The organism is Deltaproteobacteria bacterium, from assembly GCA_016219225.1.
In the GTDB taxonomy this organism is placed as follows: domain Bacteria; phylum Desulfobacterota; class RBG-13-43-22; order RBG-13-43-22; family RBG-13-43-22; genus RBG-13-43-22.
In genome coordinates, this window is sequence record JACRBX010000261.1 from 1 (window position 1) to 17,030 (window position 17,030).

The following is a 17,030-nucleotide window of genomic DNA, read 5'->3' on the forward strand; positions in this document are numbered from 1 at the left end:
CCCGCCTTTTGGGGCATGGCACCACGAAGCATGAAAATAGGCTCCTTGGAAGACGGATACTATTTTCATATTAAAAGCCCATTGGTATTTTCATATAATCAAACCGAGTTATTCTGTCAAGAAAAAGTTGACAGACCCCTCCATTTCTGTTAGAAAGGAAGTGTCTATAAATATTTCAGGAGGTTATCGTCACGGGACCTCTTACTACCCACAGCATTTGGAGTATCCTTCCCTGGGATGTACCCTGGGATGTAGGGCATGCCTTTTTTCTCGGCCTGACTTATCTGGTCATGGGTATTCTCGGGGTGACCCTGGGCCTCGCGGCATTAAGAACCCGGCGGTCTCTGAGAAAACCCCATCAGTAGACATTTAAAAGCAGCCTGGCTTGAAAAAACCAGGAGAGCAACCCATAAAAATCAAACAAGGAGATCCGATGTTCGGTTTAGGAACACAAGAATTGATAATAATTTTGGGCATCGCCATGTTCATCTTCGGGGCCAAAAAATTGCCTGAAATCGGCAAGGGACTGGGGAAAAGTATCCGGGAATTTAAAAGCAGTATCAGTGGGGAGGGGGAAAAAGAAGATCCCGCCAACCCTAAAGAAATCAACAAGGATTCCAAAGGATCGACCCCATAAACCCGTTAGCGATCTGTTTGAATAGACCATTCCCCCTGCTTCGCTCAGGTTACGATGACTCCTCAAATTCCTTTGTTCTGGCCCATAATACTTGCCATTCATCAAGAGAGAGGGAGAAAGCACCCTTATCCTTGAAATGCGGTTCGGTCATCATAGATCGAAAACGCCTTAAAAATTTTTGATTAGTTTTTCGCAGGGCGTTTTCCGCCGGGACCCCCAAGAATCGTCCCACGTTAACCAGGGTGAACAACAGATCCCCCAACTCTTCTCCTGCCGCTGTCAAATCTTTTTCCCCGATGGCCTCTTCCAATTCCTTCAATTCCTCTCGAACCTTTTCCAGGACACCATTAATATGAGGCCATTCAAACCCCAAACCGGCGGCCCTTTGAGAAATCCGATGGGCCTTCAGTAAAGAAGGCACATCAACCGGAATGGACTCAAAGGGATCCTGCCCTTCTTTCTCCCCGGCCTTGATATTTTGCCAGCCTTGCACGACCTGTTCGGCATTTTCCCAATTTTTATCTCCGAAGATATGGGGATGACGGCGCACCATCTTCTGATAAATGGTATCTATGACCTGGTCCAAATCAAAATCTCCCTGCTCTTCAAAAACCCTGCTCAGGAAAACGATCTGGAACAGGAGGTCCCCCAATTCTTCTTTGACTTCCGCCTGGTCCTTCCGGTCCAGGGCATCGGCCAGTTCATAGGCTTCCTCCAGCAGATAGATCTTAAGGGTCTCGGCACTTTGTTTCCGGTCCCAGGGACAACCGTTTTCACCTCGCAACCGATCCATGAGTTCTCTGAGATCCTTTAGGGTTTTCAAACTCTCGGCCTGTTTATTCATCCCCGGGAACCTTTTGCATTTTTTTGATGGTTCTTTTTTTGCCGGTCCAATATTCCTGAAGCTCCTTTTTTTTATTCATATAGTCATTTTTTATCTTAAACGGAATCAAGAGGGCCAATTTTTCATTAACCGTCTGGATGGCAGGAAAAAAACGGGAATCTTTGACTAAAGGAGAACTTTTCGGGCTAAAAAGGGTAAGGAGTGTAACCAGGAAAAAGACAATGACCGCCCCTTTGATCAGACCGAAGAGGCCTCCCAAAACCCGGTCCAACCACCCTAACAAAGCCAGGTGGACCGCCTTTCTGATTATAATAGCAAAAAAATGAAACAAAAAAAAACTGAGGACAAAGATTAAAATAAAGCAAAAAATCCCTGCCAGGAGGCTATGATGGGGATAGTAACGGCTCAGCCAGGAGGCCAGTTCTTTATAATAGAAGGAGGCCAGAAAAAAGCTGGCGATGATCCCGAAAAGGGTGGCTGCTTCTTGTATAATCCCTCTGAAAAAACCCCGGAAGGTGGTCAGGGCGACAATAATAAGGATCCCGATGTCCAGAATGTTCATGACGCTGTAATAAATTCTGCTAAGCTTATTCTAAGGGTTTAATCTTTAAGATAAACACCATCATAGGTTACGGGTTACGGGTTACGGGTTACGGGTTACGGGTTAAGAAAGTATAGTTTCCTCTGATGACTCGTAACCCGCAACCCGCAACTCGCAACAGATAATTTTCATTTATCTTTGGTACTTTGGTAGCAGAGGACCGGGAATTAGTCAAGGGAATAGAAAAATGGAAAAAAATCCCCCTTTATGGAAAATATGATATAATACCTTATTAATTTTATGGGAAGGAACTCACCAAACCACCTTGGATTTTGAACCCACAGAAGACCAAACCCAGGAGCGGATGAGCTTTGACAATAATCAATTGGCTCAAAGCCTGTTCGGGGAACATAACCAGCACATCCGATTGGTGGAACAACGGCTGGGGCTTCGGATTTCCACCAAAGGGAATACCCTCCAGATCCGGGGGGAAGAGCCTGATGTCTTTTTAGCCCGCAGACTATTTTCCGAATTGTATGGGCTCTTAAAAAAAGGGTATCCCCTTTATGACAATGATATCGATTTTGCGATCCGTTTTCTCAAGGAGAATCATGAGGCCGGCCTCCAGGAAGTTTTTTTGGATGCGGTTTATGTGACCTCCCAGAAACGGGTTATTACCCCCAAGACGCAAAACCAGAAGGAATATATTGAAGCCATCCGGAAATATGACATCGTTTTCGGTATCGGCCCGGCCGGCACCGGCAAAACCTATCTGGCCATGTCCATGGCCATTTCCGCTCTGATGAAAAATGAGGTGATCCGTATCGTACTGGCCCGCCCGGCGGTTGAGGCCGGGGAGAAGTTGGGGTTTCTTCCCGGGGATCTTTATGAAAAAGTAAATCCCTATCTTCGCCCTTTATATGACGCCCTGCATGACATGATGAATTTTGAGAAGGCCACCAAGTTGGTTCAACGGGGAATTATCGAAGTAGCCCCTTTGGCCTTTATGCGCGGCCGGACACTGAACGATTCGTTTGTCATATTGGATGAGGCCCAAAACACGACCTCGGAACAGATGAAGATGTTTTTAACCCGGTTAGGTTTCAGCTCCAAGGCTGTTATCACCGGGGATATCACTCAGATCGACCTGCCGGAAGGCAAGACCTCGGGATTGGTCGAGGCCCAACAACTCCTCGTTGGGGTGGAGGATATCGCCTTTATCTATTTCAGCAAAAAAGATGTCATTCGCCATCCTCTGGTCCAGAAAATTATCAAGGCCTACGAAGAACTGGAGGAGAAAAGACGGATCCTGAAGGAACGCCTTTAAAAAATCCTCATGGAAAAATCCGAAAAAGACCTCAAGAAAAAACCCTCCAGGATTTCCCGGTTAGGGGAGACCAAAAAAGTTACTCTAAAGGAGACTCTGAATAAATCCTGGAAATATTTTCTTTCCCTGCTTCAGGAAAAATTCTTTCTCCTGTTTCTGCTTTGTCTGTTTATTATTTTGATCAACGCCCCCAGTCTCTTTATCCCTTCAAAAACCTACCGGCTGGGTGAGGTGGCCGACTTCGATATCAAGGCCTCTCAAGATATCCTGATGGAAGACAAGATCGCCACCGATCTGAGAAGACAGGAAATCAGAGAATCGTTGTTGTCCGTTTATGATTTTAATGAGAAGACCGGTTCGGAGTTACAAAGCAAGATTCACCTGGGGTTTGAAACCCTGAGAGAAGATTTAAAGAAACAAATACCCGGATCCGAGGGAAAAGGGAAAAAAGAACGACTCCAATTAGAAAAAATCTGGGGGATCGAGCTGACACCGGTTGAGCTGGACGCCTTAATAAAAGAACGTTTTTCGGAATCCTTCGAGATCGGCCTGATTCAATTGGTTCAATCGGTGCTGACCGTCGGGGTGGTGAGCAGCAAGCTGGCCCTGATGAATGAACAGGGGAAAGGGATTATCGTTCGGAAATTACCTTCAAAACAGGAATTTCAAATTCATGAGATCGAACGTTTTCCGGACCTGGATGAGGCCCGGGATCGCATAGAAAAAAGGGCGGCCTTTCTTCTGGTGGGCAAAAAAAGGGCCTTGCGTCCGGTGACGGTCGGTTTGGCCCAAAAACTGATCGTTCCCAATTTATTTTTTAATAAAACAGAAACCGAGGAGCGTATCAACAGGGCGGTCGCCAAGATCCGCCCTGTTTTTTTCCAGATAAAAAAAGGGGATGTTCTGGTTCGGGAAGGGGAAAGGATTTCGGAGGCTCAACTGACCAAGATCCGGATGGGGACGCAAACCATGAAAGGGGTTGAAGCCCTGTTGAACTCCCTGGGTCTGGCCCTGATCTGGGGTTTGTTCATCTATATGGTTTATCTGGCTGCCACCCAGGGCGGTCTGGTTCTTTCCGGGGATCTTAAAGATCTGATCTTTTTAACTTCTTTATTAGCCATATCTTTTCTCGGTATCCGGACCGCTGATTTTTTGGCCCGTATATTGGCGGCTGGTTTCCCCTGGCTCAGTCCTTATGGGGTCCTTTTAGCCATGCCGATAGCCGCTGCTTCGATGATGACCAGTCTGGTCTTAGGTCCCTGGCCGGCCCTCTTGTTCGGTCTGGTGCAAGCCTTTTTGGCGATTTTATTCTGGGAAGGGAATCCTGAACTGGCCCTCTATTTTGCCGTTGCCGGACTCTGGTCCTCACAGGCCCGGCGCATCTGCAATACCCGCTGGGACCTGATACGGATGGGGTTTATCCTGGGCCTGATTAATATGGCCGGCGTTCTGGCCCTCCAATTGATCCATGGGAAATTGATCCACATCGAAACACCGGTTAATCTTTTTTTCGGTTTTTCAGGAGGGATCGTCACCGGCATAGTCGTAACCGGATTCAGCCCCTTGATTGAAAAAATATTCGGGTATACGACGGACATGAAACTGATGGAGCGGGCCAATATGGACCAGCCTCTGTTACGGGAGTTGATGGTGCGGGCCCCGGGCACCTATCATCACAGCATCATCGTCGGCAATATGGTGGAAGCGGCCGCCGAAGCGATTGGGGCCAATGCCCTCCTGGCCAGGGTCAGCGCCTATTATCATGACATCGGAAAAATCCAAAAACCCCTCTATTTCATCGAAAACCAGACCGGTTATGAAAACAAACACGAAAAACTGGCCCCTTCCATGAGCAGCTTGATCCTGATCGGACATGTTAAAGACGGAGTCGAATTGGCTTTTCAGGAGAAACTGGAGGCCCCCATCGTGGAAATCATCAGCCAGCACCATGGAACCGGACTCATTTCCTTCTTCTATCAAAAAGCCGTGGAAATCAAAGGCGGGGACGTGAGTCAGGTATCCATGGAGGATTTCCGGTACCCCGGTCCGAAACCCCAGACCCGGGAGGCCGGTCTGGTTATGCTGGCCGATTCTATTGAAGCCGCCTCCAGAACCCTGGTGGACCCCGCTCCGGCCCGTATTCAGGGTCTGGTGCAAAAGATCATTCAGAACGCCATTTCCGACGGGCAATTAGATGAATGCGACTTGACTTTAAAGGACCTTTCTCTCATCGCCGTAAGTTTCAATAAAATTCTGAACGGGATCTTCCATCACCGGATCGAATATCCCGGGTCTCCCGTTAAGGGTGGAACAACCAGGAAAAAAACCGATGGAACTACAGATAAACAATCGACAGAATTTGATAGACCAGGCCGAGATCCGGAAAATCTGCCGCCAGATCTTAGACTCCTGGGAAACCCCTGAGGGGGAAGTCAGCCTTCTTTTTGTCGAAGACCGGGAAATGGCCCGGTATAACCGGAAGTACCTCGACAGGAAAGGCCCGACCAATGTCCTGGCCTTTCCCATGAAAGAAGGCCTCTATCCGGAGGTGAGTCCCCTTCTCTGGGGAGATGTGGTCATTTCCACCGAAACCGCCCTGAGAGAGGCTGGGGAAGCAGGGATTTCCCTGGCCGACCGGATCCGCTTTTTGCTGATCCATGGTCTTTTACATCTGATGGGCTATGATCACGAAGGCTCCCGGTACGAGGCCCGAAGGATGGAGGCCAAAACCGAAGAAATAATCAACCGTATCGAGGTGAATAAAAAGGAGGAAAGAAGCATGCAAGTTCCCCGTTTGGCCGTTAATGTGGATCACGTGGCTACGGTCCGCCAGGCCAGAAAGATTAATGAACCCGACCCGGTCATAGCCGCCGGCATAGCCGAACTGGCCGGGGCCGAAGGGATTATCGTTCACCTGCGCGAGGATCGGAGGCATATTCAGGATCGCGATCTTTTCATATTGAAAGAAACCATCAAAACCAAATTGAATTTGGAAATGGCCGCAGCCGAAGAAATCATAAGGATCGCCCTGAAAGTCCGTCCTCCGATGGTTACCCTCGTCCCGGAAAAGAGACAGGAGTTGACCACCGAAGGGGGACTCGACGTTCGGGGACAGCAGAAAAGCCTGAAAGAAACGGTCCGCCGGTTGCACAAGGGGAAGATAGCCGTAAGCCTGTTTGTGGATGCCGATCCGGCTCAGATCCGGGCCTCCAGTGAAATAGGGGCTGACATTATCGAACTCCATACCGGTCATTATGCCGAGGCCAAAAAAGAATCCGAGGCCATGCGGCTTTTTGAGCGCATTGTAAATGGCGCCCAGTTGGGTGTTCAACTGGGGATGAAGGTCAGCGCCGGACACGGGCTTAATTACACCAATATTAAACGGTTTCAGGGTCTGGAAGAAATCGAGGAATACAGCATCGGCCATAGTATCATAGCCCGGGCAATCTATGTGGGGTTGGACCTGGCTGTGCGCGACATGGTAGCCCTGGTGGAACAATTATAAGCCTGTACGATTTCGGATTTCGGATTGCGGATTGCGGAATTTGAAAAAGGCAGAAATAATATGACTAATGAAGTAATCGCTTTACCTTCCTTCGACATTCAGGATTCGATATTCAAGATTCGATATTTCCTGTTTTTAACGCCTCCATGGAGTATGAGGCCGGACCAGGAAATTTTCGGGTAGTAAGCCGGCCAGCTTCCCGGGCATGGAGCCAAGATTAAAGGCTGTTTCAGAGACCCTGGAATCAAAAGGCAGGCTCCCCCAATAAGGCACACCGGAAATCCCGGAAATCACCGCCGGGGCCGTCTTCTCCGCCAGTCCGGGCCTTCCTTTCCGGCCATTAAAAAGAAATCCAAGGACCGGCAGGCCCCTTTGCTTTAATAGAAAAAGGGTCATCAGGGTATGATTGATGGTCCCTAATGACGGTCTGGCCACCACCAGCGTCGGCAACCGCAATTTTTCAATCAGGTCGATCACCAGAACCTTTTTTTTCAAGGGAACCAATATCCCGCCCACCCCTTCGACAACCAGGAAGGGATATCGTTTTTGAAGGAGTTGAAATTTTTGAATGATCGTCCGGAGCTTCCAGTCAGTCCGGGTTATTTCTGCTGCTGTCAGCGGAGCCAGGGGTGGCACCAGGCAGACCGGGTTGATCCGATCAAGGGGATCATCTATACCGGTGGTTTTTCGGACGAAATCCACATCCGGGGCTATAAGCCCCCGAGGGGTTCTAACGGCCCCGCTGGCCACCGGTTTGAAATAGCCGACCTCCATTCCCTGCCTTTTAAAGGCCTTGATTAAACCGGCCGCCACCACAGTCTTGCCAACACCGGTATCCGTGCCGGTGATGAAAAGACCGCCGGCGGTTTTAAATTGATTGGTTTTCATTCCATTCCTTCCTTCAATCGATTCCACTCGTCAGACTTCATGATTCGATATTCAATATTCGTATTTCCGAACTACCTCTCATGCCCCATAAGGGCGCTACGGGGCATGAAAGCAGGTCTGCAGAAGGCTATAGGCTATAGGCAATGGGCAATAAGTAAAAAGATTTTTCGGATTTTTCTTTTCCTATAGCCTATAGCCTCTTGCCTCTTGCCTATCTCCTGTTTTTCCGATCTTGGACCTTAAACCTTGGACCTTGAACCTACTTTTCTTATTAAAACACCTTCCCCAAAGCATCCAACAAGATATCCAGGTGTTCTTTGGTGTGCGTAGCCATCAAACTGATCCGCAAACGGCTTTCGTTCTCAGGGACCGTAGGAGGCCGGATGGCCGGAATAAAAATGCCTTCTTCCCACAAGGCCTTGGAAACAGCCAGTGTTTTTTCCTCTGTGCCGGTTATGATCGAAAAAATCGGGACAGAACAGGGTTGGGGATCGATCCCTAAGGTTTCCAATCCTTTTTGAAAATAGGCCATATTCTCCCGGAGCCGGTCCAGCCATAAGGGTTCTTCCTGAAGGATGCCCAGGGCGGTCAATCCGGAAGCACAAACCGAAGGCGGCAGGGCCGTAGAGTAAATCAAGGTTCGGGCCTTGTTCCTTAAAAAAGCAACCATGATTTCCGGACCGCTGATAAAACCACCCAGACAGCCCAAAGCTTTGCTGAAGGTCCCCATGGTTAATAGATCTTGCGCCGGCATTTTCCAAAAAGCAGCCGATCCCTTCCCACCCGGTCCCAGAACACCGGTGGCGTGGGCATCATCCACTAAAACCAGGGCCTCGTACTTCCTGGCCAACCGGAGTAAGTCCGGTAAGGGGGCCAGGTCCCCGTCCATGCTGAAGACCCCGTCGGTAACAATGAGTACTTTTGAGCCCGGTTTTCTTTGGGCCGAGCGCAGCCTGGATTCCAGGACCTCCATTTGTAAATGGGGATAGATGACGACCTGGGCCCGGCTCAATCGGCAGGCATCGACAATACTGGCATGGTTCAGGGAGTCGCTGAAGATCAGGTCATCCTCTCCGGCCAAAGCGGGGATAGTGCCCAGGTGGGTCAGATACCCGGAAGAAAAGACCAGGGCCGCCTCGCTCTCTTTGAAGGCCGCCATCTCCTGCTCAAGCCGGTGGTGCAGACGATGATTCCCCGAAACCAGACGGGAAGCCCCCATGCCTGTTCCATACTGTTCTATCGCCTCTTTGGTTTTTCGGATCATCAAGGGATGGGCGGCCAGGCCCAGATAATCATTGGAGGCAAAAAGGAGCAGGGAACGGCCGTTGATCCGGATGGTCGGTCCCACAGGACCTTCAAGTACCAGTAAGGACCGGAAGCGGTTCTGTCCTTTGATTCGGCTTAATTCTTTTTGAAAGAACTGAATAAAAGAAGAAGAGACCATAAATTCCGAGAATTCAGAATTCAGAATTCAGAATAAATCCAAAATCCCTTTGGATTCATCCTCATTCTGAATTCTGGCTCCTGGATTTAAAAATTTTCAAATATCGTTAAAAGTGATCTTTTTAATGGCCTGAAAGGTCCCAGCCACCAGCTCTTTTAACCCTTTTAAGGAGATGGTCAGGGGCGGCATCAGGACGATCACATCGCCCAGGGGCCGGATGATAATCCCCTGTTTCCGGGCTTCCATAATGACTTGATAGCCCATCCTTTCCTGCACAGGAAAAGGTCCCCTGGTTTTTTTATCCTTAACCAGTTCAATGCCCACCATAAACCCCTTTTGCCGTACCTCTCCGACTTGAGGAAGGTCCCGGAAGGGGATGAGGGCCTGTTCCAGCCAGCGGATCTTTTTTTGCAATTCGGGGAAAAAGGTCTCTTTTCCCATCAATTCAAGATTGGCCAGGGCCACGGCGCAGGCCAGGGGATTGCCGGTGTAGGTGTGGCCATGATAAAAGGTTTTGGCCTCTTCCACCTTGCCTAAAAAGGCCCGATAAATCTTTTCGGTAGCCAGGGTGGCGGCCAGGGGCAGGTAGCCGCCGGTCAGGCCTTTCCCGAGGCATAACAAATCCGGACTGATCCCTTCCTGTTCACAGGCAAACAGGGTCCCGGTCCGGCCGAATCCCACAGCCACCTCATCGGCAATGAGGAGAATGTTATGTTTTGTGCATAATTCCCGGACCCTTTTTAAATACCCGCCGGGATAACCAATCATGCCGGCCGCACCCTGGACCAGGGGTTCAAGAATAAAGGCCGCCACCCCCTCCCTATGCCTTTCCATTAATTGTCCCAGACGGTCCAGGCAGGCCATTTGACAACGGACGGGATCTTTTTTTAACGAACAGCGGTAACAATAGGGGGAAGGGGCCTGATAGGTCTTGAAAAGCAAGGGTCGATAGACCTGGTGAAAAAGGGGGATCCCGCCCACACTGACGGCCCCCACCGTGTCCCCGTGATAGGCATTTTCCAGGCAGATAAAGGATTTTTTTTGGGGCTTCCCCCGGTTGGCCCAGTATTGAAAGGCCATCTTGAGGGCGATCTCCACGGCCGTGGAGCCGCTGTCCGAATAAAAGACCCTTTTCAGGCCTTTGGGTGCAATCCCGATCAGTTCCTTGGCCAGGATAACGGCTGGGGGATGGGCAAGTCCTAATAACGTCGAATGGCTGATCCGGTTGATCTGGGCCTTCAGGGCCCCATCCAACTTTGGATGGCCGTGGCCATGGACCGTCACCCAGAGAGAGGAAACCCCATCGATATACCAGCGGCCTTCCGTATCCTGAAGCCGATAGCCCTTGCCCCGCTGGATGACCAGAGGCTTTTCCTTTTCCCAATATTGCTGGGGGGTAAAGGGATGCCAGAGGTATTGATGGTCCCAGGCGGTAAGGTTTCGGGTATCGGGAATGGGGGGATTGGTTTTCATCGCAACCTCTTATGTCAGCAATCAATATTAATTATTTTTTCTTTCTTTGAGTTTTCGGCTTTTTTCGCCGAACTCTCAACTCCGAACTCCGAACTTAACCTCTCGGTACAAGTCCCAGGTCCCTGATCTCCTGGACATCCACCTGGGGGCTTCTGCCCTCGGTAGTCAAATAGTTCCCGATCATCGTCCCGTTGCAACCGGCCAGATACATCAGGGGCTGCAATGTGCGGAGCCCCTTTTCCCGGCCGCCGCAGGTCCGGATATCGGCCTCGGGTAGTAAGAAGCGAAACAAGGCGATGGTCTGTAAACATTCAAGCGGGGTCAGGGTTGGACGGTTTTCCAGGGGCGTGCCCGGTATAGGGTTTAAAAAATTCACAGGAACGGAATCCACCCCCAAGGCCTTCAGGGTAAAAGCCATCTCTATCCTCTGTTTCATGGTCTCGCCCAGGCCGAAGATACCGCCGGAACAGATACGCCAGCCGGCCTCCCTGGCTGTTTGAATGGTCTTGGCCCTGGCTTCAAAAGGATGGGTGGTGCAGATGGAGGGATAAAAGCTGGAGGCTGTTTCAATATTGTGATGATACGAAACCAAACCGGCCTGTTTTAAGGCCTGGACCATCTCCGGGGTGAGAAGCCCCAGCGAAGCACAGGGACTGATTTTACCTTCCCGAGTCAGAGTTGCAATAACCTGGCAGACCCGGTCTAATTCCTCCGGTTTGGAAAGGGAGCGCCCGCTGGTCACAATGCCAAACCGCCCGGCCTGGTTCTTATATGCCTTTTCAGCAGCTTCCAGCAGCTCTCCGACCTCCATGAGAGGATAATGGGGGGCCTCGGTGGGATACCTTACGGATTGGGCACAAAAGGTACAGTCTTCGGAACAGCGCCCTGATTTGGCGTTGATAATAGCGCACAGATCGACGGTCGCACCTTTATATTTCTGCCTGATTTTATTGGCCCAGAAAATAAGGTCGAATATCTGTTCCGGCCCGTTCAGTTCAGCCAACCGCCCGGCTTCGGTTTGACTGAGGGATTCTCCGGCTAAAACTTTTTCCCCCAAAAGGGCGATACTATTTTCCAATGGACCCTCCAGTAGTTAACCGTTAAAAATAATTTGGTTAACTATTTACAGGAAAGGAATCCCTTTTGTCAAGAAATAATCCAAGCAATTTCGTAAGGCAATTACCCCTGGTTCCGGACCATATTCAAAGGTGACCCTAAGATCCTTGGAGGCATAAGCGATATACACATCTTCCCCACCAAGGGGATATTTGCCTTTAATGTTTTTGGCTTTGTGCACTTGGAGGGATGGATGTCGAGGATTTTTGGCAAGAAATCGCACGGACTTATCGATCAATTTCCTTTCCTCAGATCCAAGTCGGGAATAGCTTTCCAGAAAAAAGACCTCGAAGAAAAGATCAAGGGGAAAAAACCAGGGGCAAAGCACCTTTCTCTTGACCCGCCATCCACTCCATTTTATACTCCCTGACTAATAAAAAAAGCCAATGCCTGTCAGGTGGCGACAATAAGTGTAGACTACCGCTCCAGGACTATGGAATGGTTTCATGAAAATTACGCTCCCAGGGAAAAGTGGCGCCATCCCGAGGTATCCCCGCTCTACGCCGACCTGAAGGGCCTGCCAAGCGCCCTTTTTACCGTTGGCACCCCTGACCCTCTGCTGGACGATTCCCTTTTTATGTATTCCCGCTGGGTCGCCGCCGGCAATGAGGCCGATCTGGCCCTCTACCCCGGGGGCATTCATGTCTTTAATCTTTTTCCCATCCGACTGGCCGAAATGGCCAATGCCCGAATCAGGGATTTTATCAAGAAGAGATCAACAGGAATTTCCTGATTCGTCGGTCCTGCCACCTTTTGTTTGATCAGGCGGGGCATTCCTTCTGTATCGGTCCGACCTTCCCTAAAAATCCCGGAAATCCCCTGCATCCATAGGGATTACCTGGCTTGGGTTCACTTCCTTTGCCTTCCGGGTTTGTTTTATCTTCTTTTCAGGCTGATGCTCAATCGCCCTGTTGGAACGGTGGACTCCGACCAAACGGGGATCCTTGCCGGGTTTTGGCCCCTGGCCGATTCCATTTCCACCCATAATCACCACCAGTTCACCAACGAAGCCTTTCAACGACTCGGCCTGGGTAGTCATCTCTTCGGCCGTGGAAGCCGATTCTTCGGCACTGGCGGCATTTTTCTGAACCACCTTGTCCATTTCTGCTACGGCCTTGTTGATTTGATTAACACCCTGATCCTGTTCACTGGTAGCGGCCGAGATATCCCCCACCAGTTCACCGACCTTCCTGGCCCCTGAGGCCACCTTGACAAAGGCTTCGTTGGTCCTGGCAACCGTATTCGATCCGTTCTTTATTTTTTTAACGGTATCTTCAATTAAATTTGCCGTATTCCTGGCGGCCGTTGCGGCCCGCATGGCCAAATTCCTTACCTCATCGGCCACCACTGCAAATCCGGCACCGGCCTCCCCGGCCCGGGCCGCCTCTACTGCCGCATTCAAGGCCAGGAGATTGGTTTGAAAAGCGATTTCATCAATCGTCTTGACGATCTTGGCCGTCTCTTCACTGGCTGTGGAGATCTCTTTCATCGACTCGGTCAGATCCGACATCGAGTTATTGGCATCGTCAACAACCCGACTCGTTTCTGCCATCAAGGTATTGGCCTGATTGGCGTTGTCGGCATTCTGTCTGGTCATGGAAGTCATCTCCTCAATCGAGGAAGAGGTCTCTTCGAGACCCGCGGCCTGCTCCGAGGCCCCTTGGGCAAGTTGTTGACTGGTTGACGAAACATCCGCGGAGACCATGGCGACCTGCTGTGCCGTGCTTTGAAGGCCGGCAATGATGCCGACCATCTTCCGGACAATCCGAAACTCGACAAAATACCAGGTCAGGGATAACGACAGGGCAATGATCGCAATGGCCAAAGCAATCAGAAAGATTCCCCTTTGGCGAATAGTGGTTGAAGCCTCCGCTTCTGTCCTTTTAAATCGCTCATTGGCCAATTTGACTACCTCATCAATAGCCAGCCGGTGTTCCTGATATTTTACGCTGAGGGTACCCCTTATTAAATTCTGGGCCTTCTCCCTGTCACCCTGCAGGATAGCCGGAAGAAAGTCGTGATTTACAATTTGGAAGAATTCTTTGGCCGGTTGATAGGACTTTACGACCATTTGGTCTTTCAATTTCCCATCAGGCAGATTTTTTAACCAAAACCCGTGTCGCTCTTCAAATTCCCCGGATAGGTTTTTAACCTTTTGAAACAAATCCTTCAACTTTCCATTGTCCTTTTCCTCCATGATTTCATATAACAGCAGGCGGGATTCAATGATGTATTCAGGCGGCGGCAGGATGTCCGCGATGAGGTCTTTATCCAGCACTATTTTTTCATAATACGCTCCGTTTACTTTTACCACATTCAATGTGTTCCAGGTAATCAAGCCGAAAATGATGAAGCCGATTACGCAGATTCCGGGAATGGAAAGAAGTTTTAATTTTAAGCTCATGATGCCGCTCCTTTTTGTGAATGATTCTTTTAGCCTGCCTGTCACAATTATTTTCGACATTTTTTTAAAAAAACTTAAATCCTATCTAAGGGATTAAGTATGGTCTTGACTCTTATTACCTAAGGAATTAGTCATGAGCAGATTGGAAACAACGGATATTTGGCGTTTGGGGGTTCTGGAAATCGCCCAGGCGGTTCGCCATAAAGAACTCTCCTGTCGGGAGGTGATCCAGGCCCATCTCCATCGCATAGAGGCGGTCAACCCAAAGGTCAATGCCATAACCGTTGTCCTACGGGAAGAGGCTCTTCGCCTGGCCCAGGAGGCGGATCAAAAGTTGGCTCAAGGAGTCGAAGTCGGACCGCTATGCGGGGTTCCCATGACCATCAAGGAAAACATCGATTTGGTCGGATCAGCGACCACCTGCGGTATCCCCATGATGAAGGAGGCCCTCCCTCCAAGGGATGCCCCCCATGTGGTGCAGCTCAAAAGGGCCGGGGCCATACCGATCGGCAGAACCAACATCCCCGATTTAGGTTTAAGACCCACACCGGGAATCGGTTATGGGGGAAGACCTTGAACCCCTGGGACCCGTCACGCACCCCGGGTGGATCGAGCGGCGGCGATGCCGTCGCAGTGGCCACCGGAATGGTCCCCTTGGGCATCGGTAATGATTATGGGGGATCTCTCCGCTGCCCGGCCCAATTCTGCGGGACTGCAACGGTTCGGCCGACCCTGGGTCGGGTTCCGGATCACATATCCCTGATGCCCGCTGAGCCGGCAATCACCCTTCAACTTTTTATGGTCCAAGGGCCTATAACCAGGCAGGTGCGTGATCTCAAGGCCGTTCTCAAAGAAATGAGCGGTCCCGATGCCCGTGATCCCCGGTGGGTGCCGGCGCCTTTGCAGGGACCGACCCTTCCCCGGCCAATAGGGATCGCCGTAACCACGGATCCCGGAGGACAAGGAACAGACCCGGCGATTGCCGACAAGGTACGAAAAGCCGCTCGCTTGCTCATGGATGCCAGCTATAGGGTCGAAGAAGTGGAACCCTCTTCCGTCATGGAGGCCATGAATCGGTGGCTCGAAGCAACCGGCGCCGAACTCCAGGCCCTGATGGGGCCTGAAATAGAATCCTATATGTCACCAGACGCCTTGAAATTCTTGAAGTATTGGATAGAGGTTTTCCCTGAAAATAATCTTATGGCTTACATGCAGAGTCTGGCCGAGAGAAACCGGATAGCCCGGGAGTGGGCGCAGTTCCAGGAACACCATCCGCTGCTGCTCGGTCCGGTCAATACCATCCAACCCTTCAAAGTGGGATATGACATTTTAAGCAGGGAGTCCTTTCAAGAGGTCATTCTTTCTTTCCGGCTCAATATGACGGTCAATCTGCTGGGGCTGCCCTCGGTAGTGGTGCCGGTCGGTTTGGTCGATGGATTGCCCCAAGCGGTGCAAATCATCGGCCCGCGCTTCAGAGAAGACCTCTGCCTGGGGGCCGCCGAACTCATCGAGGGAAGCATTGGATCCCTGACCCCAATTGATCCCAAGTGATGGTTTGTCTTGAACAGATTGTCCTTCTTCGAAGATAAACTTCTCCCATGAAACTCCGCATTTTGCGGGTCTCCTGATCGTGAGAGATTCATAAGGGCCGACAGGGAATTATCACGGCAATCGTCATTGCAGTCTTTGCCGATTTTCCTGATCAAAAACACTGCACCCGGCAGAGATTCCTTTTCTTCCGAAAAGGCCGGGCCTGCAAAGGTTAAGAGGAAAAATAGCACTAACAAAAACAGAACGAATAAGGCTTTCTCTGTCTTAATAACCAAATCAATTTCCTTCCAATGAATCGGAAAATCGATAGGCTGCCTTCCCATCCGGCCGAGCTGTGTTGAGATCTTGATTTTAATAAAACTCATCAACAAAATGGGAGCACCCCTCATTAAGGATCGGGCCGGTACTCCAGAATATCCCCCGGCTGGCAATCCAGGTACTTGCAAATGGCATTCAGGGTAGACAGACGAATGCCTTTTACCTTCCCCGTTTTGATGAGCGACAGATTCTGATCGGTGATCCCAATAAACTCGGCCAGCTCTTTCGATCTGACTTTCCGTTTGGCGAGCATGACGTCCAGGTTAATGATGATGGCCATATCCCCCCTTAAATAATCAAAGCCTGATCTTCTTGAATCTTGCGGCCTTCGTCCATTACCCAGGAAATGACCAGTATGACAAGGCCCACGAAGATACCGGTGAAGTCGGCAGAATAAAGTCCGAAGGAGATCATTCTTTGGCCCGGTGGGTTGTTCAGTGTCAGGACGACAGTCAACAGGGAGTTTCTGACTACATCGCCGATGACCCAGAAAATCAAAATCCGACCCAGGCTGCGGAAACAGTCCACGTTTTGCTTTGTGAATATCAATTGGTTTTCATAAAGCCCAAACAAGCTTCTGAGCTTTTGCAGGCCGTAAATGACGATACCCAAAGGGATCAGATCAACTAGAAAGGCCAGGAGACGAGTCAGTGCAGTTAGATCGGATTTGACATGAACCGGCAGAGGTATCATCGGCATCAGGGCATAGAGCCGGTTAAAGAAAATCCAGAACAGGGCACAGGCTATTGGCAGTCCGTAAATCAGTCCCGTGCAGATTCGCCTCAGGTTGCGGCTGACCTTTGTGATCCGTTGCGTGTTTTCCATAATCCAATTCCTCCTCTGCTGGAATGAAAGACAATTTACCGGTACGCCCATTTTTTGTCAATAAAAAAATATCGTTTATTGTTATTTTTTTATTGTTTTACAGTAAATATTAATAAACACTTGATTCCCGTTCCCATGGGAATGACGAAAATGGGCT

General features: G+C 50.1%; 15 protein-coding genes. 6 read left to right on the forward strand and 9 right to left on the reverse strand.

The annotated features are described in order from the left end of the window. Positions 1-433 precede the first annotated feature (433 nt). Positions 434-637: a twin-arginine translocase TatA/TatE family subunit gene (locus HY879_21500; protein ID MBI5605918.1), complete on the forward strand. Its 204-nt coding sequence runs from the start codon at positions 434-436 to the stop codon at positions 635-637. A gap of 49 nt (positions 638-686) precedes the next feature. Here the strand turns inward: HY879_21500 and mazG are convergent, their stop codons facing one another. Both mazG and HY879_21510 read right to left on the reverse strand, forming a co-directional pair. Next, positions 687-1,481 carry a nucleoside triphosphate pyrophosphohydrolase gene (gene mazG, locus HY879_21505; GenBank protein ID MBI5605919.1) on the reverse strand — a complete coding sequence of 265 codons (795 nt, stop codon included), beginning with the start codon at positions 1,479-1,481 and terminating at the stop codon, positions 687-689. After that, on the reverse strand, positions 1,474-2,043 hold the full coding sequence (locus HY879_21510) for a CvpA family protein (protein ID MBI5605920.1): 570 nt from the start codon (positions 2,041-2,043) through the stop codon (positions 1,474-1,476). The genes mazG and HY879_21510 overlap by 8 nt, the downstream gene beginning before the upstream one ends. A gap of 343 nt (positions 2,044-2,386) precedes the next feature. Between HY879_21510 and HY879_21515 the strand changes: the two genes are divergently transcribed. Genes HY879_21515 through HY879_21525 form a run of 3 tightly spaced genes read left to right on the forward strand, consistent with a single transcriptional unit; the run spans position 2,387 to position 6,854 of the window. Beyond that, positions 2,387-3,349 (forward strand): PhoH family protein, encoded by a 963-nt coding sequence (locus HY879_21515; GenBank protein MBI5605921.1) that lies wholly within the window; start codon positions 2,387-2,389, stop codon positions 3,347-3,349. 9 nt (positions 3,350-3,358) lie between these two features. Further along, on the forward strand, positions 3,359-5,773 hold the full coding sequence (locus tag HY879_21520) for an HDIG domain-containing protein (GenBank protein ID MBI5605922.1): 2,415 nt from the start codon (positions 3,359-3,361) through the stop codon (positions 5,771-5,773). Further along, positions 5,679-6,854, forward strand: coding sequence for a pyridoxine 5'-phosphate synthase (locus HY879_21525; GenBank protein MBI5605923.1), 1,176 nt, complete (start codon positions 5,679-5,681; stop codon positions 6,852-6,854). Before HY879_21520 ends, HY879_21525 begins: the two co-directional genes overlap by 95 nt. Positions 6,855-6,989: 135 nt before the next feature. Here the strand turns inward: HY879_21525 and bioD are convergent, their stop codons facing one another. From bioD to bioB, 4 genes are all read right to left on the reverse strand, one after another. Further along, positions 6,990-7,742, reverse strand: coding sequence for a dethiobiotin synthase (bioD, locus tag HY879_21530; protein MBI5605924.1), 753 nt, complete (start codon positions 7,740-7,742; stop codon positions 6,990-6,992). Between the two features lie 271 nt (positions 7,743-8,013). After that, positions 8,014-9,186, reverse strand: a complete 1,173-nt coding sequence (gene bioF, locus HY879_21535; protein MBI5605925.1) for an 8-amino-7-oxononanoate synthase — start codon at positions 9,184-9,186, stop codon at positions 8,014-8,016. 96 nt (positions 9,187-9,282) lie between these two features. Next, the gene (bioA, locus tag HY879_21540; protein ID MBI5605926.1) at positions 9,283-10,659 is read right to left on the reverse strand and encodes an adenosylmethionine--8-amino-7-oxononanoate transaminase; all 1,377 of its coding nucleotides are present in this window, start codon (positions 10,657-10,659) and stop codon (positions 9,283-9,285) included. 94 nt (positions 10,660-10,753) lie between these two features. Beyond that, positions 10,754-11,737 carry a biotin synthase BioB gene (gene bioB / locus HY879_21545; protein ID MBI5605927.1) on the reverse strand — a complete coding sequence of 328 codons (984 nt, stop codon included), beginning with the start codon at positions 11,735-11,737 and terminating at the stop codon, positions 10,754-10,756. A gap of 471 nt (positions 11,738-12,208) precedes the next feature. Here bioB and HY879_21550 point away from each other — a divergent pair, with 471 nt between their 5' ends. Next, complete coding sequence (locus HY879_21550; GenBank protein ID MBI5605928.1) at positions 12,209-12,508, forward strand: alpha/beta hydrolase fold domain-containing protein; 300 nt, start codon at positions 12,209-12,211, stop codon at positions 12,506-12,508. Positions 12,509-12,574: 66 nt separating this feature from the next. Here HY879_21550 and HY879_21555 read toward each other — a convergent pair whose 3' ends face one another. Beyond that, entirely contained in the window at positions 12,575-14,239 is a 1,665-nt protein-coding gene (locus HY879_21555) for a chemotaxis protein (GenBank protein MBI5605929.1), read from the reverse strand. 303 nt (positions 14,240-14,542) lie between these two features. Here HY879_21555 and HY879_21560 point away from each other — a divergent pair, with 303 nt between their 5' ends. Continuing rightward, entirely contained in the window at positions 14,543-15,730 is a 1,188-nt protein-coding gene (locus tag HY879_21560) for an indole acetimide hydrolase (protein ID MBI5605930.1), read from the forward strand. Between the two features lie 388 nt (positions 15,731-16,118). On the opposite strand, the gene HY879_21565 is transcribed toward HY879_21560, so the two are convergent. Both HY879_21565 and HY879_21570 read right to left on the reverse strand, forming a co-directional pair. After that, entirely contained in the window at positions 16,119-16,328 is a 210-nt protein-coding gene (locus HY879_21565) for a helix-turn-helix transcriptional regulator (GenBank protein MBI5605931.1), read from the reverse strand. A gap of 8 nt (positions 16,329-16,336) precedes the next feature. Continuing rightward, on the reverse strand, positions 16,337-16,873 hold the full coding sequence (locus tag HY879_21570; protein ID MBI5605932.1) for a DUF2975 domain-containing protein: 537 nt from the start codon (positions 16,871-16,873) through the stop codon (positions 16,337-16,339). Positions 16,874-17,030 lie beyond the last annotated feature (157 nt).